The sequence below is a fragment of the Sphaerisporangium sp. NPDC049003 genome (genome assembly GCF_043197795.1).
GTDB lineage: Bacteria > Actinomycetota > Actinomycetes > Streptosporangiales > Streptosporangiaceae > Sphaerisporangium.
Genome location: NZ_JBICTU010000004.1, coordinates 78,204 through 100,166, shown reverse-complemented (window position 1 = coordinate 100,166; position 21,963 = coordinate 78,204). Strand labels below are relative to the sequence as shown.

18 protein-coding genes and 2 pseudogenes are annotated in these 21,963 nt (G+C 68.6%); 10 read left to right on the top strand and 10 right to left on the bottom strand.

Features of this window, described 5'->3' with window-relative positions; translation table 11 throughout:
* Nucleotides 1-412: 412 nt before the first annotated feature.
* The gene (locus tag ACGFIV_RS05485) at nucleotides 413-538 is read right to left on the bottom strand and encodes a hypothetical protein (protein ID WP_392832245.1); all 126 of its coding nucleotides are present in this window, start codon (nucleotides 536-538) and stop codon (nucleotides 413-415) included.
* A gap of 199 nt (nucleotides 539-737) precedes the next feature.
* Here ACGFIV_RS05485 and ACGFIV_RS05480 point away from each other — a divergent pair, with 199 nt between their 5' ends.
* The 3 genes and pseudogenes from ACGFIV_RS05480 to ACGFIV_RS05470 all read left to right on the top strand — a co-directional run.
* Entirely contained in the window at nucleotides 738-1,073 is a 336-nt protein-coding gene (locus tag ACGFIV_RS05480; RefSeq protein ID WP_392832242.1) for a hypothetical protein, read from the top strand.
* A gap of 1,209 nt (nucleotides 1,074-2,282) precedes the next feature.
* A complete protein-coding gene (locus tag ACGFIV_RS05475) occupies nucleotides 2,283-2,432 on the top strand; it encodes an aldo/keto reductase (protein ID WP_392832239.1) in 150 nt (49 codons plus the stop codon).
* 516 nt (nucleotides 2,433-2,948) lie between these two features.
* A pseudogene (locus ACGFIV_RS05470) lies at nucleotides 2,949-3,437 on the top strand (ISAzo13 family transposase); the annotation flags it as partial.
* An 891-nt stretch (nucleotides 3,438-4,328) separates the two neighbouring features.
* Here the strand turns inward: ACGFIV_RS05470 and ACGFIV_RS05465 are convergent.
* A pseudogene (locus tag ACGFIV_RS05465) lies at nucleotides 4,329-5,171 on the bottom strand (transposase); the annotation flags it as partial.
* Nucleotides 5,172-5,298: 127 nt separating this feature from the next.
* On the opposite strand from ACGFIV_RS05465, the gene ACGFIV_RS05460 reads away from it, so the two are divergent.
* On the top strand, nucleotides 5,299-5,439 hold the full coding sequence (locus ACGFIV_RS05460; protein ID WP_392832237.1) for a hypothetical protein: 141 nt from the start codon (nucleotides 5,299-5,301) through the stop codon (nucleotides 5,437-5,439).
* Nucleotides 5,440-5,874: 435 nt separating this feature from the next.
* Here the strand turns inward: ACGFIV_RS05460 and ACGFIV_RS05455 are convergent, their stop codons facing one another.
* Nucleotides 5,875-6,438 (bottom strand): hypothetical protein, encoded by a 564-nt coding sequence (locus ACGFIV_RS05455; protein WP_392832234.1) that lies wholly within the window; start codon nucleotides 6,436-6,438, stop codon nucleotides 5,875-5,877.
* A 1,787-nt stretch (nucleotides 6,439-8,225) separates the two neighbouring features.
* Here ACGFIV_RS05455 and ACGFIV_RS05450 point away from each other — a divergent pair.
* Complete coding sequence (locus tag ACGFIV_RS05450) at nucleotides 8,226-8,633, top strand: hypothetical protein (RefSeq protein WP_392832231.1); 408 nt, start codon at nucleotides 8,226-8,228, stop codon at nucleotides 8,631-8,633.
* Here the strand turns inward: ACGFIV_RS05450 and ACGFIV_RS05445 are convergent.
* A complete protein-coding gene (locus tag ACGFIV_RS05445) occupies nucleotides 8,620-8,829 on the bottom strand; it encodes a hypothetical protein (protein ID WP_392832611.1) in 210 nt (69 codons plus the stop codon). The two genes, ACGFIV_RS05450 and ACGFIV_RS05445, sit on opposite strands and share 14 nt — an antisense overlap.
* 767 nt (nucleotides 8,830-9,596) lie before the next feature.
* On the opposite strand from ACGFIV_RS05445, the gene ACGFIV_RS05440 reads away from it, so the two are divergent.
* Nucleotides 9,597-10,154 carry a bacterioferritin gene (locus ACGFIV_RS05440; RefSeq protein ID WP_392832228.1) on the top strand — a complete coding sequence of 186 codons (558 nt, stop codon included), beginning with the start codon at nucleotides 9,597-9,599 and terminating at the stop codon, nucleotides 10,152-10,154.
* A 40-nt stretch (nucleotides 10,155-10,194) separates the two neighbouring features.
* On the opposite strand, the gene ACGFIV_RS05435 is transcribed toward ACGFIV_RS05440, so the two are convergent.
* Entirely contained in the window at nucleotides 10,195-12,510 is a 2,316-nt protein-coding gene (locus tag ACGFIV_RS05435; protein WP_392832225.1) for a phosphoketolase, read from the bottom strand.
* A 168-nt stretch (nucleotides 12,511-12,678) separates the two neighbouring features.
* On the opposite strand from ACGFIV_RS05435, the gene ACGFIV_RS05430 reads away from it, so the two are divergent.
* From ACGFIV_RS05430 to ACGFIV_RS05420, 3 genes are read left to right on the top strand one after another with little or no spacing between them, the layout of a single operon-like run.
* The gene (locus tag ACGFIV_RS05430; RefSeq protein WP_358554706.1) at nucleotides 12,679-13,608 is read left to right on the top strand and encodes an ABC transporter ATP-binding protein; all 930 of its coding nucleotides are present in this window, start codon (nucleotides 12,679-12,681) and stop codon (nucleotides 13,606-13,608) included.
* A complete protein-coding gene (locus ACGFIV_RS05425; RefSeq protein WP_392832222.1) occupies nucleotides 13,608-14,390 on the top strand; it encodes an ABC transporter permease in 783 nt (260 codons plus the stop codon). Before ACGFIV_RS05430 ends, ACGFIV_RS05425 begins: the two co-directional genes overlap by 1 nt.
* 3 nt (nucleotides 14,391-14,393) lie before the next feature.
* The gene (locus ACGFIV_RS05420; protein ID WP_358554712.1) at nucleotides 14,394-15,194 is read left to right on the top strand and encodes an ABC transporter permease; all 801 of its coding nucleotides are present in this window, start codon (nucleotides 14,394-14,396) and stop codon (nucleotides 15,192-15,194) included.
* A gap of 35 nt (nucleotides 15,195-15,229) precedes the next feature.
* Here ACGFIV_RS05420 and ACGFIV_RS05415 read toward each other — a convergent pair whose 3' ends face one another.
* The 3 genes from ACGFIV_RS05415 to ACGFIV_RS05405 form a co-directional block, all read right to left on the bottom strand.
* Nucleotides 15,230-15,550: a DUF952 domain-containing protein gene (locus ACGFIV_RS05415; RefSeq protein ID WP_358554715.1), complete on the bottom strand. Its 321-nt coding sequence runs from the start codon at nucleotides 15,548-15,550 to the stop codon at nucleotides 15,230-15,232.
* Between the two features lie 245 nt (nucleotides 15,551-15,795).
* Nucleotides 15,796-16,479 carry a TetR family transcriptional regulator gene (locus ACGFIV_RS05410; protein WP_358554717.1) on the bottom strand — a complete coding sequence of 228 codons (684 nt, stop codon included), beginning with the start codon at nucleotides 16,477-16,479 and terminating at the stop codon, nucleotides 15,796-15,798.
* Nucleotides 16,476-16,799 (bottom strand): multidrug efflux SMR transporter, encoded by a 324-nt coding sequence (locus ACGFIV_RS05405; RefSeq protein ID WP_358554720.1) that lies wholly within the window; start codon nucleotides 16,797-16,799, stop codon nucleotides 16,476-16,478. Before ACGFIV_RS05405 ends, ACGFIV_RS05410 begins: the two co-directional genes overlap by 4 nt.
* 188 nt (nucleotides 16,800-16,987) lie before the next feature.
* Here ACGFIV_RS05405 and ACGFIV_RS05400 point away from each other — a divergent pair, with 188 nt between their 5' ends.
* Nucleotides 16,988-17,974 carry a radical SAM protein gene (locus tag ACGFIV_RS05400; protein ID WP_392832216.1) on the top strand — a complete coding sequence of 329 codons (987 nt, stop codon included), beginning with the start codon at nucleotides 16,988-16,990 and terminating at the stop codon, nucleotides 17,972-17,974.
* A 261-nt stretch (nucleotides 17,975-18,235) separates the two neighbouring features.
* Here the strand turns inward: ACGFIV_RS05400 and ACGFIV_RS05395 are convergent, their stop codons facing one another.
* Nucleotides 18,236-19,441, bottom strand: a complete 1,206-nt coding sequence (locus ACGFIV_RS05395) for an Ig-like domain-containing protein (RefSeq protein WP_392832213.1) — start codon at nucleotides 19,439-19,441, stop codon at nucleotides 18,236-18,238.
* 290 nt (nucleotides 19,442-19,731) lie between these two features.
* A complete protein-coding gene (locus tag ACGFIV_RS05390) occupies nucleotides 19,732-21,948 on the bottom strand; it encodes an ATP-dependent RecD-like DNA helicase (protein ID WP_392832210.1) in 2,217 nt (738 codons plus the stop codon).
* Nucleotides 21,949-21,963: the final 15 nt, after the last annotated feature.

Genomic DNA, 21,963 nt, shown 5'->3' with positions numbered 1-21,963 from the left:
TCGACGGGACTGGCGTTGACCTATATGCCCGAACGGTCGGCACTGGTCACGGTCATCACAGGCGAAAGGACTGTCAACCGCAGTACTGGGGAAAGCCCTGCCAGGGCTACCCCAACAGCCGATGTCGCCCAGGGCCCCCACCTATGGACTCCACCAGGAGCAACGGCGTCGACGTCGCTTCGCTGGTCTTCGGCATCATCGGCTGCGTGCTCGTGCTGACATTGAGGCCTGGCATCATGGGGATCGGGTGGATCCTCGGTAGTGTCGCCAACATCTGCGCTTGGAAGGCCCGGACCCGGGTCAAGCACGGCATGGCTAACAATCGGGGGTTGATCACCGCCGGGCAGATCCTCGGCAGCGTCGCTGTGTTACTCCCCTTCGCCATCTACTTCCTGGCCCCGCCTGACGCATCTCAGTCTGGAATATCAGCCGCAGGTCGGGCCTCGGCATAGTCGAGCTGCGCCTTCGCGAGAGGGGTAAACGCGAAGCGCCGGAGGGGCACCGAGTACCAGCCGTTGTTGGCCAGATTCGTGGTCATCTCCAGCGACAGGATCCGGTAGTGAGCCCAGCGCTCGGGTTCGCGCGATGGCAGGCAATGTGCAGAGCCGTGTGCTCCCACGCGGAAGGAAAGTCCAGCACTGGAGCCGTACAGATTTGCGGGACTGTCCTGAAGTTCCGAGCCTGCCTCAACATCAAATTCTCCTACAGTAAGTCAAAGAAGGCCGTTTCATCGGGGTATGCAAGCCTCGGCCGTCAGCGGGGGAGCAAAGATCGGATCAACCAAGAAAACCGCCGGTTACTTCTACTCCTACACCCGCGGATCTTCCAAGAGTGGCTACTACCACGAGGTCCGCACATCAATCACCTACACCATAGATGTGTCCATCTCGAAATCCTATGAGGGTAGCGGCGCTTTCGGCCTCGACGCACTCAAAAAAGCAGGATTCAATGTTGACGCATCCGGTGCCTATACCAGCGCCACGACCAGAAAGGCCACAATCTACCTTTACTTCACCGTCGGAATCTATGTACATTACGACAGCGGATTCGGCTACTGGTGGAATTACGGCTAGCAGCTAGCCTGTCGGTGCCCCCATCAGAAAGGCCGGTGGAGGCACCGACGACTTCACTGGCCCATGATTCATGAAGATCCACACGAAGGGAAAGAGGACGTACGACTGTGGTTAAATATACGAATCCCCAGCCTACACGTACGGCTCACAAGGGGCTGCTCCTAGTTACTCTAGGAAGTTTATTTACTGCACTCGTCGCGGCTTGCAGTATCGGCACCGAGAAAGCACAGAGAAATGATTCGCAGCTCCTAAGCCACGGCAACAGGTCGGATACGTCCACCTCGGCTGCCGAATCCGGATCACGCTCAGGAAACGGTGCAGGTTCCATTGCCTCCGGAGGCCGAGTCCACATATGTACTACTCGCAACCCTATCGAGGTATGCCGGACCTATAACGTTCATTACAACAAGCAGCGACACGTTGTTGAGCCGACCACCGCTACGGGCATTGCCCCACGTACTACGGCCGGCAAGTTAATGGAAGAAGACTCTGCTGCTCCGAAGGGGAGCCATTATGCCGCTTTTCCTGGATTCCCAAGGAGCGGCTACAGGCACACCTCGCAAGCCACATTCAGTGGTGGATTTGATGGATCGACATGCTATCTGCAAGTCACATTTGACATAGACTCAAAAGGCGGCTACAGGTATGACTGGAATCTTCGATGCCCGAGTGCCTCGCGGGTTAGCCAGGTGAACTGAAAGTCGCATCGCCGTGCCATGCCATACATTTTTAGATCTTGGTTCAAGAGGCTGAACGGCCCTGTTCAGTTGGTGGAAGGTCCGTGCATGACCTTGACCATCTCCTACGATCTTGTCGTGTCCTGGGACGCTGTGCCGCGCTCGACGACCGGATCGCCGGCCCGTTGTTCACTCTGCCGGAGCCGCGGCGCACTTTTGCCGATCTGGTTCGCAGGCACCACCGTACGCATCACACCCCGGAAGAACGAGGAGAACGGGCATGAGCGACACCACCGGTCCGGGCAATCCGCTGCGGAGCCAGATCGGCGACTTCGCCCCGAAAATCGTCGACCTCACCGAGACGTGCTCTTCGGCGATGTCTGGGAACGTGCCGGCCTAATCAAACGGGACCGCAGCCTGATCACGATCACCGCGCTCGTCGCCGGCTGAGCCACCCGCGCACCCGTCACGACACTGAACTCAAGGGAATGTCACCATGAAATACACCCGTCTCGGCAACACAGGGCTGTGAGTGAGCCGTCTCGCGCTCGGCTGTATGAGCTACGGCGACCCCACCACGCCGAACGCACACCCCTGGGCGCTCACCGAAGACCAGGCCGAACCGTTCTTCCGGCAGGCCGTGGAACTGGGCATCACGTTCTGGGACACCGCGAACGTCTAGGGCGATGATCGCCGCGCGCTATCCGTAGGTCCATGCCTTTCATGCCTTGGCGGCCGGTCGCCGCTACCGCAGCTTTCCTGTTCGCACTTCTCCTCATCCCCGCTGTGGGTTCGCTGGCGTCCGCCGCGCCTGCCGAGCTCCCTGAGCCATCGCCCGCGCCGTGCTGGCAGAGTTGGCTGTCGCCGAGCCACACGCCATGACCGGATACTCGCGGGCCCGGTTCCCGCACTGGTCCGATCAGGGTTCGCACTGCAGTACCCGCGAGGTAGTCCTCGAACGCGACGGGAAGGATGTGCTGCGGGACTCTGAATGCCGGGCGACGTCCGGCAGCTGGTACAGCCAGTACGAACGGCAGAGGATGTCCCGGCGGGCGGTGAGCTTAGCCTCGGCAACCAGTGGGGACTCGGCGTGGTAGGCCTCCCGCATCCGCTTCTCAGCCACCACACGCAGCTTCTCAGGGAGCTTGTCCCGAACATTCCTGATCTTGTGAAACCGTAAGGAAATAACACGGTTACCGGCTGGGTGAACGTCGGCGTCGACCATGACACCCCAGTGTTCGCGGTCGAGTCGATCCGCCGCTGGTGGAAGGCCCGCGGCAGCCTCGACTACCCCCACGCCACCCGGCTGCTGATCACCGCGGACTCGGGTGGCTCCAACGGCCACCGCTACCGAGTCTGGAAGAGTGAACTAGCCGCCCTGGCCGCCGAGACCGGCCTGTCCATCACGGTCGGCCACTTCCCGCCCGGCACTTCGAAGTGGAACAAGATCGAGCATCGATTGTTCTCCCACATCACCTTCAACTGGCGGGGCCGGCCCTTAACCAGCCACGAGGTGGTCGTCCAGACGATCGCGGCGACCCGCTCAAGCGGCGGGCTGCGGGTCGAGGCCGCCCTGGACTCCGGCGACTACCCGACCGGCATCGCGATCAGCAAAGAACGCTTCGCCGCTCTGCCGCTCGAACGGCATCCCGTGCACGGCACCTGGAACTACACCCTCCACGCCCGGTCCGCCGCCGGAATCCCGCAGACCACTGCCGTCGGTGAAGCGGCCGGTCCCGCACAACGCCGCCAGAGCATGCTCCAGCGCCTGGTCGACCCGCGGCTGACTGGCTTGAGCACCGCACAACTCCAGCAACCGGCTGCTCGGCTTGCCCCCGCCCAGGCCGCCCGCACCCAGGAGCGACACAGCGCGCAGCGCGGTGGCCGAGCCCGCCGCGCCACCGGCAAACTCCGCGTCGCACCACTGTTCGACGACGCCGCCCGCCTCCTGCTAACACTCATCTACCAGCGGCAGGTCTGCTCCATGAAAGTGCTGGCCGACCTGCTGGAAGTCACCGATGTGTGCATCAGCGACCTCGTGCGCGAGACCCGCCGAGTCCTGGAAGACGACAGCTATCACCCCGGCGCCGCGCCGAGCCGCTTCGCCACCGCCGCTGCGCTGCTCGCCTTCCTGGACGGCGATCTGCGACCCGCACGAACCGAGATCATCGAACGGCTGCGCGACCCGGCCCTGGCCGGGCTGACCCGCAGCGAACTCAACCACCTCACCGAGCGGCTCGCCACCCGGCAAGCAGCCCAGAACGAACCTCTCGGCTACCAACGACGCGGCGTCCCCCGCCAACCAGGAACCCGGGGCGGCGTCTTCCCCCAGAAGATCAGCAACAGCGAACGCGTCCTGCTCACCATCCTCTACGAGCGGAAACTATGCACCATCGACGTTCTCGCCGATGCTCTCGGCGACGTCAGCAGGTCCGCCATCGGCAACGTCATCCGCGAAACCCGTCCCCTTCTCCAACAAGAAGGCCACACCCCAGACCGAGCCCTCACCCGCTACCGCACTGCCGCCGACCTCCTCGCCACAGCCCCGTCAAGCCGCGACACGACAAGTTGATTCCTTTCGGCTCCTGTGGAGTTGGCAGCGCTGGATCACCGGGTGATCGAACACGTCCAGCACCGCGCGGCGTAGTGCCTTGGAGCCGTCCAGCACGACCAGGATCGGCGCCGTGACGTCCAGGCCGCGCTCACGCAGGCCGACGATGAGCTCGCGGGCCAGGGTGGCGTTCTCGGTGGAGCCCTCGACGAGTGCGAGGGGGTGCTTGGTGCCGTCGATGCCGATCCCCAGCGCCACGATGCAGGTGTGCTCGCCGAAGTGGACCCCGTCCAGCATGAGCGCGGCCTACTCCAGCCCGGACAACTCGGCCGACATCGTCTCGGCGAGTGCGACCTGGGTGGCGGCGACGAACCGGCGGGAGATCGCCGACTTGGACGTGCCGGTGGAGGCCTGCTCGACGGCGGCGCCGACCGGCTCGAGCCCGAGCCGGTAGCGGCGGGTCGACAGCTTGCCGGGCATCTTGCCCAGCCCCATCTCATCGAGGATCTCGGTGGAGGAGAACAGCTCATAGGCCGGGATGGCAATCTCGCCCATGCCGTCGGCGGTGCGCACTCGTGGGCGGCGGATCGGCAGCTTGCGGTCGCCCAGCACCACTGATCCGGCGTCGCTGCCATGTCGTACCGCGGTTCGTTCGAGGTTGTGCTTGCCGCGAGGTCCGCATACGGCGGTGACGTCTTCTTCCAGCATCGCGAACATCACCGCCAGGCCGTACTGCACGGCCAGGGCGAGAAGGCCATCCTTCATCGAGGCGGCGATCTGTTCCATCGCGACGCTCACGCTTGCCGGAACGGCCACCTCTTCGGTGGCTTGCTGGGCGCGTCGGCGCTGCTTCTGGTAGGTCTTGCTCACGGTCCCCGTCTCCTTGCTCGGAGTGATTTGGCGATTGCTCGAGACCTACCACCAGGTAGACCCCGAGACGGGGACCGCCACTTCAAGTTCTACGAGTTACGGGACAACCTCCTCGGAGCCCAAACGGTTGCGTCTGCGCCTGTTCTCCGCGGCCGGGCGCCTGGTCAAGGGCGGGCGACGGCTCCGTCTCCGCCTCGCCGGGCGCTGGCAGTGGGCCGGCCTCATCGCCTGCGCTGTCACCCGCCTGCAGACACTGCCCGCACCCTGACCACCACCCCACACGCCCCGACCACCCCGGAAGGAGACAGCACCCCGGGCTCGTGGAACCCCGTCCACCCCGGCGCGACAGCCGGGTCTCCGCGCTGATCCCAGCCGGAAAACACCTTCAGCCGCATAGCTCAGCCAGGCACCACAAGATCACGAAAGATCGAGGCTAATGCGCGCCACCGATCACGCGAACAGGGAGCCACAAGAGTCCACCTTGAAGGTCTAGTTGCGGGCCGGTCCGGTCGGAGTTCAACCTTTCCCGGCCACCCGTCCACGTTCCGAGGACGCGGACAGGCGCCGGATAAGGCTGCGCAAGGGCAGGGGGGGTGTCAGTCCGAGGGAATCCCCGCCGTCCCGCTCAGGCGGCCGAGATACGCCTGTGGTAGGCCACCCGACCCGCGTGACCTACCACACCTACCGCGACATCGCCATCCGATCAATCGCAGTCCATGGCTTTGTCCTGGCCACAGATGACCAACTCGACGGGTATGCGCAGGGTCCGGACGTGCCCGGCACTGGTGTACGTGAGGTTTAGCGCCGTGCCGGACGCGGTGGCCTTTCCGGTTCGGGATACCTGCACCACCAGTTCGGCGAACCGCGGGATCTCCTCCTCCGGCGGCGGGCAGACCTCCGTGATCGGCTGGGGCCCGGTCGCGATTCCCTTGCGACGCAGGGTGGAGGGCTCTCCTCCCCCGGTCCCGTTACTGTAGGCCGGCGTGTAGCGGGGGCGCAGCGCGAACGCCTCCAGCCTGATCCCTCCCCGCGGGCGCTCGAAGCCGACGTTCGTCACCATGACCGTGCCCGGCCTGTCCAGGCATACCGGCATGTCGCCGAACAGGTACGGCTGCCGCGGAGTGCTCTTCCACATGCCGGTGCCGAACCCACTGGTGTCGCCCGGTTCTACCAGAGTGGGCACGACCTGGACGGTGTCCGCCCCGCTCAACCCGGCGACCACAACGGCGGACAACAGGACCGCCCTGATGCTCCCGATCGTTGTCACGCCTCATCATCGCGTCGTACCGCCCGCCACGTCGACCCACGGTCCCGGCTCGGCGCATCGGCGGGATGTTCAGACGGCCGAGCGTGATCGCCGGAGCAGCCGGCGGCCAGCGGTGCGGCGCTTCAGGCACAGGTGAGCCAGTCCAGGAGCGCGATAAGGAGCCGCGCAACGATCGGTGCCCATTCCTGGTGGCGTTTATGGTCTTTATCCATGCGCCCAATGTGGCGCAGGGCTCTGGGAGAACTTATGGGGTAAATCCTGGGGTACGCGCTGGGGCTTCAGCGCAGTCCGAATGTGAGGCGAGCGTCGGGCCCCCGACCAGCCGCTCGCGCGCACCAGGATGCCCCAGCACGCGCCCACCCGCAGGGCTACGGCGACTTGTGACGATTTGCCAGATCGAGGACCTCTACCAGGTCCGCGAGACCACTACCCGGGCCACTTCCCGGACGGATCTGACATAGGTGACCACGAATCCGTACTGGCGCACGCGGAGAACCTGGCGCCCGTTAAACCGGATCCGTTTAATCTCGATATGCCCCGGTCCTATCCACTTTGACACGCGGGCAGGATAAGGAACCGCTGGTCAAAGGATTGCAAAGCGGTCTCGTTGTGTGACCGCGGCGCGGTAGCCGTGGTCCATGCCTTTCACACCCCAGCGGCGTCTCGCCGCAACGGTCGTCGCTCTGTCTGCTCTCCTCGCCGTCCCGGTGGCGGGTTCGCCGGCGTCAGCCTCTCCGGTCGCGCCGGTTGAACTGCCCGAAGCGTCGCCGGCGTCGGTCGCTCACCGGGCTGGCTGAACTGGCGGTCGACGAGCCGCACGCCATGACCGGGTACAGCAAGGACGAGTTCCCGCACTGGATCGAACAGGGCGACTCCTGCAGCACCCGGGAGGTCGTCCTTGAACGGGACGGGACCGATGTGCTCAGCGACTCGGAATGCCGCGCTGTCTCAGGGACCTGGCATTCGGAGTACGACGGGAAGGACCTGGACTCGGCCTCCCAGGTGGACATCGACCACGTCGGCGAATGCGTGGCGGTCCGGGGCAGACGCCTGGTCCACCGCCAAGCGGAAGCAGCTCCCTCAGAGCCCCGAGAAGCTCACCGATCCTCACCGGATCACCCACGCCCTCGGGCAGCCCTGCGCCATCGAGCCATGAGACGGCGACCGCGGCACGCTCTCCGAACATGGTCACCGGCGTCAGTGGCTCAGGTACCGCGAACGGCAGCCCGGCTGCCGCGATCACCCGCAGCAGTTCGTTCGCCGCGGCAGGGCCTGCGCCCCCAACGGCCGTTGGCTGACCCGCACGGCCGCGACCCCCGATAGCAGGACAACACCGTGGATCCCACCGCGGGCGAACCGTGCCGCTTTCAACGAGGTCCCGGGCAGGAGGGCATCGGCTATCTCCAGCAACTCGCCAGGCACCTGGGCACTCACTAAGCTTCTCTTTTGGTTCGAAAGTACCTCGCGCGCACGGAGTTGCGCGGCCAGGTCGAGCAGACGCCGGGCCCGGCGTGCATGGTCGGAGTTAGCGGCTGGGATCCGGGCGCCGCCCACCCCGACCGCAGCGAAGTCACCTGCAGGCGATGCCTGAAGTCAACAAGACCGAACCGGCGACCGATCAAATGGAACTCTACGATCTCCCCGGCCTGGACCGTGCACCGGCGCCAGAGCAACTTCCCGCCTGGTAGGCCGGTTCCTGAGCGCATCATTGCCGGTTCAGAGCGCAGTTATGTCCGTATCTTTCCCAAGCGACCCACAGCGGCGGTAGGCGCCACTACCGTGATGTGATGCCCGCGCGCTCCAACGACTTCCAAGCAACCGTCTACTTCGTCCAGACGCATCTGGCGTCCGATGCCACAGTCACCGAATCAGCACAACTGCGAGACCGCATCACCGGTGAAATGCGGGAGGTCGACGTCCTGATCACCGGACACATGGGCGGCCGTCTGATTCAGATCGGCATCGAATGCCGTGACCGGAACAGGAAAGACTGTGTGAGCTGGGTGGAGGAAATGCGCGCCAAACACGACGATCTGCCCACCGACCAGCTGGTGCTGGTGTCGCGCTCCGGCTTCAGCGCGTCCGCGGGGCGACTTCCGGATACGACCCGGCGGGGCCGACCCGGTGGAGGCGTTCATCCAGATGGAAGGCTCTCCGCCGCAGCTGCTACATCTGACCAGGCTAAGGATCGTTAGTGCCAGCCTCGCCTGCCACCTCGGCGAGCCCCCTCCGGCCGACCCGCATACGTACATGCGTGACGTGCTCGACCGCGCTCCCCGCGTACAGGGCGAGGGCGAGCGGGTTGGCGGCCAGCAGGTCGTGGCGGTCGTTGCGGATCCAGGCGGGGGCGTGGCTGATGGCGTCCAGCATGTGCTGGAGGACGGGCCGGATCTTGCGTGCGGGGGTTCGGCGCCGGCCGATGGCGGTGACCGGTGCCCGCCGCGCACCCGGCGAACAGCCTGCCGACCTGCTCGGTGCCCGGCGGGATGCGGAGCTTGGCCTGCTGACGGCCGCGGGGCCGGTTCATCTCGTCGATCGGGCACTCGACGACCCGACCCGTCATCTGGTGGATCTCGACCCTGTGCCGCAGGTCCAGGAAAAGGAAGAACGTCTTCAGGGCCTGGGCCCGCGACCGCCGTGTGCCCTTCGCCGTACTCCGCAGCACCTTCCCGAAGTAGACGTCGGCGTCGCCGGGCTCCATCTCCAACAGCGGGCGCCCGAACCACGCCCGCACCTGCTCAAGGTGCACCACATCCGAGGAGATCGTCCCGTCCGACAGCCCCGCCGCAGCCCGCGCCAGCACAAAACCCGCCAGCACATCGGTCTCCAGCGCCTCCAGATCCTCCGCCGTCGCCGGGGCCCGCGCGACCCGAAGGTCCTTCACCACCGCCAGCGCCAACTCCGGCCTCCTCGCCTTCACCGCTAGAGCAAGACGAACAACGAGGACGATAGACCTTCAGAATCTCTGAGATCTCATCAACACCTGAAGAAGCCGGAGTTCCAGCAGATAAGCCCAGGTCCTGGGGCTATAGAGACCCGCAGAGGGGCCAAGGAACTCAAGGGATATTTCTTACTCCAGGTCAAGTCCCTTCCCGCCCAGACGGGCGAACCGGACACTGGTGTGCATTTCCGGCGTCCGGGGCGGGTACATCGACCACATGGCCGAGTTTCTGACGGATATCCAGGCCCTGCGTGATCGCGCGCGGGCGGAGATCGACAAGGGGCCCGTGACGAGCGCCTACGGCGCCGACCTGTCGCGGGTCATCCAGGTGTGCAACGAGGCCCTGGCGACCGAGATCGTGTGCGTCCTGCGGTACAAACGGCACTACTACACCGCCACGGGCATCCACGCCGAGCCGGTGGCCAAGGAGTTCCTGGAGCACGCCGCCGACGAGCAGCGGCACGCCGACATGCTGGCCGGCCGCATCTCCCAGCTGGGCGGGGACCCCGACTTCGACCCGGCCAGGCTGAGCACCCGGGCGCACACCCAGTACGACGGGAGCCTGGACCTCATCGAGATGATCAAGGAGGATCTGGTCGCCGAGCGGGTCGCCATCGCCTCCTACACCGAGATCGCCCAGTGGATCGGCGACGGTGACCCCACCACCCGGCGGGTGTTCGAGGAGCTGCTGGCCGACGAGGAGGACCACGCCGACGACCTGGCCAACCTGCTGGAGCGGCTCCCGTCCCAGATCGGCGGGCGCGGCGGGTCCTGAGTCTTTCCCGCCGCGGCGGGAAAGACTCACCGGCGCGGGGTCAGTGGGACCAGGCCCAGTCGCGGATCTCGGGGGCGTCCTCGCCGTGCTCGCGGGTGTGGGCGCGGGCGCGGGCCCGGGCGTCGGCCATCTCCTGCCGCAGGTGGGCGCACCGCTCCCCCAGCCCCGGCACGCGGTCGATGACGTCGATGACCAGGTGGAACCGGTCGATGTCGTTCATCATCACCATGTCGAACGGCGTGGTGGTGGTGCCCTCCTCCTTGTACCCGCGCACGTGCAGGTTCTCGTGGCCGTTGCGCCGGTAGGTGAGGCGGTGGATGAGCCACGGGTAGCCGTGGAAGTTGAAGATGACGGGTTTGTCGGTGGTGAACAGGGCGTCGTAGGCCGGGTCGGGCAGCCCGTGGGGATGCTCGGTGGAGGGTTGCAGCCGCATCAGGTCGACGACGTTGACCACCCGTACCTTCAGGTCGGGCAGGTGGCGGCGCAGCAGGTCGGCGGCGGCCAGCACCTCAAGGGTGGGCACGTCGCCCGCGCAGGCCAGCACCACGTCCGGCTCCTGGCCCTGGTCGGTGGAGGCCCACGGCAGGATGCCAAGGCCCCGGGTGCAGTGCGCCACGGCCTCGTCCATGGACATCAGGTCCAGCACGGGCTGCTTGCCGGCGACCACGACGTTGACGTAGTCGCGTGAGCGCAGGCAGTGGTCGGCCACCGACAGCAGCGTGTTGGTGTCCGGCGGCAGGTACACCCGTACCACGGTGGCCTTCTTGTTGACCACCACGTCCAGGAAGCCGGGGTCCTGGTGGCTGAACCCGTTGTGGTCCTGGCGCCACACGTGCGAGCTCAGCAGGTAGTTGAGCGAGGCGACCGGGCGCCGCCACGGGATGTGCCGGCAGGCCTCCAGCCACTTGGCGTGCTGGTTGAACATCGAGTCGACGACGTGGATGAACGCCTCGTAGGAGTTGAACAGCCCGTGGCGCCCGGTGAGCAGGTAGCCCTCCAGCCAGCCCTGGCACAGGTGCTCGCTGAGCACCTCCATCACCCGGCCGTCGGGCGCGAGGTTCTCGTCGGTCGGCAGCCGCTCGGCCGTCCACGCCCGGTCGGTGACCTCGAACACCGCCGACAGCCGGTTGGAGTCGGTCTCGTCGGGTCCCATCAGCCGGAAGTCGGCGGGGTTGGCGGCGATGACGTCGCGCAGGAACCCGCCGAGGACCCGGGTCGGCTCGGTGGTGGCGGTGGCCGGGGCCTTGACCTCGGTCGCGTAGTCGCGGAAGTCGGGCAGCACCAGCGGCTTGAGCAGCTCGCCGCCGTTGGCGTGGGGGTTGGCGCTCATCCGGCGCGGCCCGCCGGGCACCAGGGCGTCGATCTGCCCGGAGGGGACGCCGTCGCGGCCGAACAGCTCCTCGGGCCGGTAGGAGCGCATCCACTCCTCCAGCGCCGCCAGGTGGCCGGGGTCGTCGCGCACGCCGGCCAGCGGCACCTGGTGGGCGCGCCAGGTGCCCTCCACCGGGTGCCCGTCGACCTGCTTGGGCCCGGTCCACCCCTTGGGCGTACGCAGGACGATCATCGGCCAGCGGTCGCCGGAACCGGCCTTGACCTCGGCGATCTGGTCGAACACCGTGTCCAGGGTCTCGGCCATCAGCCGGTGGGTGGCCGCCGGGTCGTCACCGGCGACCACGTGCGGGCGGTAGCCGTACCCCTCCATGAGCTTGAGCAGCTCCGGCTCGGGGATCCGCGCCAGCACGGCCGGGTTGGCGATCTTGTACCCGTTGAGGTGCAGGATGGGCAGGACGGCGCCGTCCCTGGCCGGGTTGATGAACTTGTTGGAGTGCCAGCTGGTGGCCAGGGCGGCGGTCTCCGCCTCGCCGTCCCCGATAACGCAGGCGACCACCAGGCCGGGGTTGTCGAACGCGGCGCCGTAGGCGTGGGCCAGGGAGTAGCCGAGCTCGCCGCCCTCGTTGATCGACCCGGGGGTCTCGGGGGCGGCGTGGCTCGGGATGCCGCCCGGGAAAGAGAACTGGCGGAACAGGTGCGCCATCCCGGGCTCGTCGCGGGAGACATAGGGGTAGATCTCCGAGTAGGTGCCCTCCAACCAGGCGTGCGCGACCGTGGCGGGGCCGCCGTGCCCGGGACCGGCGATGTAGATCATGTCGAGGTCGCGCTGTTTGATGACCCGGTTGAGGTGCGCGAAGCAGAAGTTCAGACCTGGCGTGGTGCCCCAGTGCCCGAGCAGGCGCGGTTTGATGTGCTCGGGCCGCAGTGGTTCGCGCAGCAACGGGTTGTCAAGCAGGTAGATCTGGCCGACCGACAGGTAGTTGGCGGCACGCCAGTAGGCATCGATTAGCTCCAGCTCGTTCATGCCTATGAGGGTTCCCGCCTGGCGGGGGATATGCCAGAGACGTTGGTCCTCAGCTGCCGCCGCCGTGTCGCGGCGCACCCGGCCAGGGTGACAGGGTGCCGGAGTCGAGCCGCGGGAGCGGAAAACCGGTTGCGGGAATGTCGGTCGGGTTCGTTAGGGTTCTGCTCCGTGCCAGAACAACCTCTGATCCACGCGCGTGGCCTGGTGAAACGCTTCGGCGGCTTCACCGCGGTCGACGGCATCGACATCGACGTGGCCCCCGGCGAGGCGTTCGGCTTCCTCGGCCCCAACGGCGCCGGCAAGTCCTCCACGATGCGCATGATCAGTTGCGTGTCGCTGCCCACGGCCGGTGAGCTTCGCATCCTCGGCATGGACCCCGCACGCCAGGGCGCCGAGATCCGGGGGCGGCTCGGCGTCTGCCCGCAGCTGGACAACCTCGACCCCGACCTCAGCGTCCGGGAGAACCTCACCACCTACGCCCGCTACTTCGGCATCCCCCGGCCCGAGGCCCGCCGCCGGGCCGAGGAGCTGCTCGACTTCGTGCAGTTGGCCGACCGGGCGGGCAGCAACGTCGAACCGCTGTCGGGCGGCATGAAGCGCCGGCTCACCATCGCCCGGGCCATGGTGAACAACCCCGACATCGTCCTGCTCGACGAGCCCACCACCGGCCTCGACCCGCAGGCCCGCCACCTTCTGTGGGAGCGGCTGTTCCAGCTCAAGCGGCGCGGCACCACGCTGGTGCTCACCACCCACTACATGGACGAGGCCGAGCAGCTGTGCGACCGGCTGGTGGTCATGGACGGCGGGCGCATCGTCGCCGAGGGGTCGCCCCGCTCGCTCATCGAGACCTACTCCACCCCCGAGGTCGTCGAGCTGCGCTTCGGCGACGAGCGCCCCTCGGAGCTGGCCGGAAAACTCGCCGGCGTCGGCGAGCGCATCGACCCGCTGCCCGACCGGCTGCTGGTGTACGCCGCCGACGGCGACGCCGTCACCGCCGAGGTCCACCGGCGCGGGCTCGTCCCTTCCAGCGTGCTGGTGCGCCGCTCCAGCCTGGAGGACGTCTTCCTGCACCTCACCGGCCGCACCCTGGTCGACTGATGGCCTCCCTCACCCTCCCGGTCTCCGCGCGCTCGACGCTGGCGGTGCTGGAGCGCGCCCTCACGCTGTACCGCCGGCTGTGGCGGGCCTCGGCGTTCTCCTCCTTCGTGCTGCCGGTGCTGTTCCTGGTCAGCATCGGTGTCGGGGTCGGCGGCCACGTCGGCCTGATCGGCGGGGTCGACTACCTGTCGTGGATCGTCCCGGGCGTGATGGCCTCCACCGCGTTCCAGATGGCGGTCGGCGAGTGCACCTACCCCGTTCTCGGCGACTTCAAGTGGGTGCGGGCCTACCACGCGATGCGCGCCACCCCTGTCGAGCCCGGCGACATGATCCTCGGCTGGCTGCTGTACGTCCTGCTGCGCGTCACGGTGGCGGTGGTGGTGTTCCTTGGGATCACCGCAGTGTTCGGCGCGCTGCACTCCCCCTTCGCCCTGGTCACGCCGCTGGTCTGCGCGCTGGTGTCGCTCGCGGCGGCGGCGCCGACCATGGCGTTCGCGGCCACCATCGAGCACGACAGCTACTTCGCGCTGCTGTTCCGCTTCGTCCTGATCCCCTCGACCCTGTTCGCCGGGGTGTTCTTCCCGGTCGAGCAGCTTCCCCTCGCCGTCCGGCCGCTGGCCTACCTGTCGCCGCTGTGGCACGGGGTCGAGCTCGACCGGGCCGCCACTTTGGGCACCGCTCCCCCGTGGCCGATCGCCGCGCACCTGGCCTACCTGGTGGTGTTCGCCGCGGCCGGCGCGGCCTGGGCCGTCCACGCCTTCCGCAAGCGACTTCAGGACTGACACATGGTGACCACGATGCTCGCCACCCGGATCTCCCCCCGCCGGGTGGGCGCGGTGATCAACCGCAACGTGGGGGCGCTGCGCTCGGGCCCGTCCTACTGGCTGGTGCTGGTGTCGGGCCTGCTGGAGCCGCTGCTGTACCTGCTGTCCATCGGCGTCGGGGTCGGCGCCCTGGTCGGCGACCTGCGGGTCGGCGGGCGCACCCTTGACTACGCCACGTTCGTCGCCCCGGCGATGCTGGCGGTGGCGGCGATGTCCGGCGCCCTGGCCGAGACCACCTACAACTTCTTCTTCAAGATGAAGTACCAGAAGACCTTCGACGCCATCTTGGCCACGCCGGTGCGGCCGTTCGAGATCGCGCTCGGCGAGCTAGGCTGGGCCATGTTCCGGGGTTCCCTCTACACGGGGGTCTTCGTGATCGTCATGGTCGTCCTCGGGCTGGCCGCGCCGCTGTGGGCGCTCGCGGCGTTCCCCGCCACGATGCTGGTCGGGCTGGCGTTCGGGTCCCTCGGCATGGCGGTGAGCACCCTGATGCGCGGCTGGCAGGACTTCGACCTGATGTCCACCGGCCAGTTCGCCCTGTTCCTGTTCTCCGGCACCTTCTCCCCGGTCGGCGACTACCCGGTGGCCCTGCAGGTGCTCATCCAGGCCACGCCGCTCTACCAGGCGGTCGAGCTGGTGCGGGGCCTGGCCATCGGCGACCCGGGCTGGGGCCTGCTCGGGCACGCCGCCTACCTTGTGGCGATGGTCGTCGGCGGCCTGCTGTTCGCCGCCCGGCGGCTGCAGCGGGTGCTGTGCGTGTGAGGTGCCGCACGTTGTGAGGGGCGGGCGGGCGGGGGTCAGCCGGGGAAGGGGGAGACCGCGACGACCGCCTCCACCGGGAGCGGGCCGTAGATGTGCGGGAACGCCTCGTCGGCGCCGGGCGGAACCTCGAAGATCACCGGGCAGTCCAGCAGGGCCTGGTCGACGGTCAGCACGGCCAGCGGCGCGGTGACCCCCGTGTAGTACCGTTCGGCCACCCCGCGTAACTGGTCCAGGTCGGCGCACGCGTGGATGTACCCCTCCTCCTCAAGGGTCCGCCCGAGCGTGGAAACGCGGTACTCACCGGCTTTTTCGGCGTCGGCCCAGTCGTCGGCCAGCGCGAGGTGAAGGATCGTCACCGGCCCAGCGTAGATCAACCCGCTGCCGGCGGCGCCGCCAGGGGAGCCCGCGCTCCCCGGCTGATTGGTTTCGCACGCCGCGTATGCTCCAACCTTCACCTTGATGCGATGGTCAACGCGACACGTGTGAGGTGGACCACACGCGCGTCGGAGAGCTGGCGATCACCGGTCCGGCGGCGACCGGGAACCCGGCGTGCCGCGCCCGCCCCCGCGGGAACACCCTTGAGGGCCGGGCGGCGGGCGCCTCAGGTGCCGGGCAGGGCGCGCAGGGCGCGCAGGGTCTGGGCGAGGAGCGTGCGGGCTTCGAGGGCGGCCCCGGGGCGGCCTTCGACCAGGTGCTCCATCCACAACCCGGCCAGCAGCACGCCGACCGTCCGGGCCGCCGGTCGCCCGCAGGGGTATCCCGTGCGGCGGAGCGTTTCGGCGACGACGGTGTCGCATCCGTCGGTCCAGTCGCGGGCGAGCGCCTGGAGCGCCGGGTCTCGGCCGGCCTGCAGGTACAGCTCCCACAGGCCGAGCCGGCGCAGCCGGTCGGCCTCGCCTGCCGGCCCGGCCCGGGGTCCCATCGCCAGCGACAGGGCGGTGGCCAGGTCCTCGGGGGTGGGGCGGCCGGTGAGGGTCTCGGCCCGGGCGCGCATGCCGTCCAGCTCGTCGGCGATCAGCAGGGCGAAGGCCTCGGCGACCAGCTGGTCGCGGGAGGTGAAGTAGTAGGTCGTCGCGGCCAGCGGGAGCCCGGCCCGCCGGGCGACCGCCCGGTGGGTGACGGCGGTGAAACCCCCCTGCTCCAGCAGGCCCACCGCGGCCGCCAGTAGCGCGGCGCGACGTCGCCGGCCGCGTTCCTGGGCCGGCCGGGCGGCGGCCGGGGGTTCGGGGGTGATCGCCGAGCCCGTGGTGTCCTCGGCCTGTGAGGCGGCCCTCGGGGCGGTCAATGCGCGCCCGCCAGGTTGAGCAGCACGACACCGCCGATGATCAGCAGGATCCCGGCGACCTTGGCCAGGCTCATGGCCTCTCCGAGGAACACCGCTCCGATCACGGCGATGGCCGCGGTGCCGGCGCCCGCCCACACCGCGTAGGCGACGCCGACCTCCATCTGGAGCTTCAGGGCGCGCGCCAGCAGGACGAACGAGGCCAGGTAGCCGATCGCCACCACCACCGTCCAGCCCTTGTTGGCGAAGCCGTCACTCAGCTTGAGCGCCGAGGTGGCGAGCACCTCCGAAGCGATCGCCCCGGCAAGCAGCAACCACGGCATGAACCGGCCCCCCTCGTCATGACCGGCGCAACGGACCGGTACATGCGTACCACTTTAGCCGGTGGGGTGCCCCACCAGGGGGCGAAGGCCGGATGGGGCGGCGACCGTCCCGGGAACGCCGATCGGTCCACTTGCGGGCGTGGTGAGATCGCTTGCGTGGGTATCGAATACGTGTTCCACTGTTGGTCATGCGTTTCGACGCCCTTCCCCTTGTCGAGAACACCCTTGCGGCGCGCCCCAAGATCGAGCGGCGGGCGGTTCGCCGGACCTCCGGTGACACGACCTTCTACGAGGTGCGGGCGCGCACGATCATCGACCAGGTGCCGGCGGCCATCGGGCTCGACCTGTCCTTCGCGGTCAGCCCCTACCGGGGATGCGCCCACGCCTGCCTCTACTGCGCGGCCCGCCGCTCCCACCGCTACCTCGGGCTGGACGGCGAGCGCGACTTCGGCTCGGCGATCGTGGTCAAGACCGACGCGGCCCGGCGGCTGCGGGCCGAGCTGGCCTCGCCGCGCTGGGCGGGCGAGGTGGTGGGCATCGGGCTGAGCGGTGACTGCTACCAGGACGCCGAGCGGGTCTACCGGCTGATGCCCGGCATCGTCGCCGCGCTGAGGGACGCCGGCAACCCCTTCCGGGTGATGACCAAGAGCACGCTGATCCTGCGTGACGCCGAGCTGCTCGCGGAGGCGGCCGAGGTGGCCGAGGTGGAGGCGCGGGTGTCGGTCGGCTTCGTCGACGACCGGCTGCGCCGCGCGGTGGAGCCGGGGGCGCCGAGCGCGCAGAAGCGCCTGGAGCTGGTCGCCGAGCTGGGCGAGCGCGGGGTGCCGTGCGGGGTCCTGATGGGGCCCGTCCTGCCGTGCCTGACCGACTCGGAGGACCAGCTGCGGGCGGTGGTGCGGCGCGTCGCCGAGGCCGGCGCGGTGAGCCTCACGCCGATGGTGCTGCAACTGCCCGCGGGGGCCCGCGAGTGGTACATGCGGTGGCTGGCTGAGGAGCATCCCCGCCTGGTGCCGCGCTACCAGGAGCTGTACGGGCGTGAGCCGCGGGCCGCCGAGGACTACCGGCGGCGGGTGGCCGGGCGGGTGGCCGGGCTGGCCCGGCTGTACGGCATCGGGGCGCGGCGCGAGCCGTGGCGGCCCCGGCGTTCCGCCGACCGTCAGCTGGCCCTGCTGTGAGGACCAGCTCGACCTTGGCGGTGCGGCCGGTGCTTGGGGAGGCCGGCACCAGGCGGCGATCAGGAGTCCCGAGGCGCCGCCCAGGCCCATCCGGGCACCGAGCCGCGGTTCATGTCGCAGGGCCGCTGCTGCTGAAGGAGCCCTTGCGTCTCGACCGGCCCGACGGCGCGTACTCGCCCGTGGAGGTGGCCGCCCGGCCGGGGGCTCGGGTCCCGCCGTCTAGGCCCTCCACGCGGGCCGGCCTGACGTCCCTGGGGGGCGTCAGGCGTCCAGGGCGCTGCCCTTCTTCCACTGCTTGAACGGGAGCTGCCAGTAGCCCCAGCCGTTGTTCCACTCCAGCGCCCGGTTCGTGCCGACGATCTTGACGATGTCGCCGCGGTGGAAGTTGTCGTAGAACCACTTGGCCTGGTCGGGGCGGGCGTTGACGCAGCCGTGGCTGACGTTGGCGCGGCCCTGGGAGCCGACCGACCACGGGGCGCTGTGGACGTACTCGCCGCTGTTGGAGATGCGCACGGCGTGGTCGACGATCTCCTTGTAGTAGCCGGGGTCGCCTTCCTTCTTCCCGGGGGAGATCATGGTGACCGGGTTGCCCCGTTCCATGGTCAGGTGGATGCCGTTGGTGGTGGTGTACTCGCGGGTGGTGGCCTTGCCGGCGCTGATCGGCATCTTCTGGACGACCTTGCCGTCCTTGCGGACGACCATCGTGTGGCTGCGGGTGTCGACGCTGCTGATCCAGGCCGCGCCGATCTTCATCGGGGTGGCGTAGTTCTTGACGCCGTAGGTGTCCTTGCCGGCGCGCACGCCCTCCAGGCGGGCGGCGAAGCGCACCTTCTGGTGGGCGGGCCAGTACTTGGCGGGCCGGTAGATGACCAGCGAGTCGTCGATCCACCGCCAGGCGCCGGTGACCGGCTTCTCGGCGGTGACCTCCAGCGACTCCTCCACGGCCTTCTTGTCGCCGACCGGCCTGCTGAACCTCACCATGATCGGCATGCCGACGCCGACGGTCTCGCCCTTGACGTTCGGCGTGATGTCGGTGATCCGCAGCTCCTGGGCGGGCTTGAGCGTGGTGAAGGTGCTGGTCGCCTCGGCCGGGCCGCCTGGGCCGGTGGCCTTGGCCGAGACGGTGTAGCTGCTGGAGGGCTTCAGCGGGCCCTTGGAGACCCACTTGGTGTGCCCGGCGTCGAACTCGCCCTTGAGGGTCTTGCCGTCGGCCTGGACGGTGACCTCCTCCAGCTCCCCGTTGCCGGCGGTGACCACGACGCTCTTGTCGGGACGGACCTTGCCGGCGCCCTTCGCCGGGCTGATCTTGATCAGGGGGGCGGGCGTCGCCGGGGCGCTCGTGCCGCCCCCGCCGGGGCCCGACGAGGATGGCCCGCCGCCACTGGAGCACGACACCATCAGCAGGCCGGCGGTGACCACGGCCAGCCCGGCGATCGGTGTCCTCAGACGATGACGAAAGTCCCGCACAGACCTCTCCCCCACGGCGGCAAAGTGCAATGAAAAAACCCTAATAGGGATTGCCAGTCGAACGCACATCTTTTGGGCGAGTTAGATCACATTTCGGTCACCTTGAACTGGCAATGCGGACCAGGAAAGCCACCCGAGGCCGTCAAGAAGATCCAATGAGATTGTCAGGGTATGGGCCGGTCAAAGGGCCTGCGGATGCGCACGCCGAGAGGGTTCGCCGCGAAACGGCCCGATCATGCGAACCGGCCGGCGGCCGTCACGGAACCGTCACCGGCCCGATGCGGGAGGGGTCAGCCCTGGCCGAGCCGGTGGGTGAGGCTGGTGTGCCGGCGCCCCGCTCCGCGCGTCCGTACGGCCTGTGCCAGCGCGCGGCGGGAGCCGACGAGCACCACGAGTTTCTTGGCGCGGGTGACCGCGGTGTAGAGCAGATTGCGCTGCAACATCATCCAGGCGCTGGTCGCCAGCGGGATCACCACCGCGGGATATTCGCTGCCCTGCGAACGATGGATGGACACCGCGTAGGCGTGCGCCAGCTCGTCCAGTTCGTCGAAGGCGTATTCGACGCTCTCGTCCTCGTCGGTGAGGACGGTGAGTTTGCTTTCCTCCGGGCGCAGATCGGTGACCACGCCGACGGTGCCGTTGAACACCCCGGCGACGCCCTTGTCGTAGTTGTTCCGCAGCTGGGTGACCTTGTCGCCGATCCTGAACACCCGGCCGCCGTAGCGCCGTTCGGGCATGCCCTCGCGGGAGGGCGTCAGCGCCTCCTGCAGGGCGTTGTTGAGGTTTCCCGCGCCGGCCGCGCCGCGGTGCATCGGGGCGAGCACCTGCACGTCACGGCGGGGGTTGAGGCCGAACTTGCGCGGGATGCGCCGTGCCACCACATCGACGGTGAGCGCGGCGATCTCCTCGGGCTCCTCGCAGGGGAACAGGAAGAAGTCGCCCATGCCTTCGAGCGCCGGATGCAGCCCGGTGTTGATGCGGTGGGCGTTGACCACCACCCCCGACCGCTGGGCCTGGCGGAAGATCTGCGTGAGCCGCACCCGGGGCACGACGTCGGCGGCGAGCAGGTCGCGCAGCACCTCGCCGGCGCCGACCGAGGGCAGCTGGTCGACGTCGCCCACGAACAGCAGGTGGGCTCCGGCCGCGACCGCCTTGACCAGCTTGTTGGCCAGCAGCAGGTCGAGCATGGACGCCTCGTCGACCACCAGCAGGTCGGCGTCCAGCGGGTTGTCACGATCGAAGGTGGCCTCGCCGCCCGGGCGCAGCTGCAGCAGCCGGTGGACGGTGGTGGCCTCATGGCCGGTCAGCTCGGCGAGCCGCTTGGCGGCCCTGCCGGTGGGGGCGGCCAGGATGACCTTGGCCTTCTTGGCGCGGGCCAGGGTGACGATGGAGCGCACGGTGAAGCTCTTGCCGCAGCCGGGGCCGCCGGTCAGCACGGCCACCTTGGAGGTGAGCGCCAGCCGCACCGCCTCGGACTGCTCGGGGGCCAGGTCGGCGCCGGTGCGGGTGCGCAGCCAGGCCAGCGCGGCCGGCCAGTCGACCCCGCCGAAGGCCGCCAGCCGGTCGTGGCCGGAGTCCAGCAGGCGCCGCAGGCCGCCCGCCAGCGACAGCTCGGCGCGGTGGAAGGGCACCAGGTACACCGCGGGCACCACCCCGTCGCCCGCCGGGACGTCCTCACGGACCACGCCCTCGGCGGCGACCAGCTCCTCAAGGCAGCTCGTCACCAGCTCCGGCGGGACCTCGAGGATCTTCACCGCGTCGCCGACGAGGTTGGGCGCGGGGAGGTAGCAGTGGCCCCCGTCCGCCGCCTGCGACAGGGTGTACCGCAGGCCGGCCTTGACCCGCTCGGGGCTGTCGTGCGGGATGCCGACCGCCTGGGCGATGGTGTCGGCGGTCTTGAAGCCGATGCCCCACACGTCGTCGGCCAGCCGGTAGGGCTCGTTCCGCACCACGGTGATGGAGGCGTCGCCGTACTGCTTGAAGATGCGCACCGCGATCGAGGTGGACACCCCGACCCCCTGAAGGAAGATCATCACCTCTTTGATGATCTTCTGTTCCTCCCAGGCGGCGGCGATCATCTTGGTGCGCTTGGGGCCCAGGCCGGGCACCTCGACCAGCCGCTCGGGCGCGGTCTCGATCACCTCGAGCGTCGAGACCCCGAAATGATCGACGATGCGCTCGGCCATCTTGGGGCCGATGCCCTTGACCAGCCCGGAGCCGAGGTAGCGCTGGATGCCCTGCACGGTGGCCGGCAAGACCGTGGTGTACGACCACACCTCGAACTGCCGGCCGTACTTGGGATGGGAGCCCCAGCGGCCGGTGAGGCGCAGGCTCTCGCCCACCTGGGCGCCGAGCAGCGGCCCGACCGCCGTCACCAGGTCGGCGCCGCCCCGTTCGACGGCCACGCGCGCGATGGTGTACCCGGTCTCCTCGTTGGCGTAGGTGATGCGTTCGAGGACGGCGGACAGCTCGACGCCGGGGGGACGGCCTGCCTCCGGGGTGGTCATGGCGGGTATTCTCCC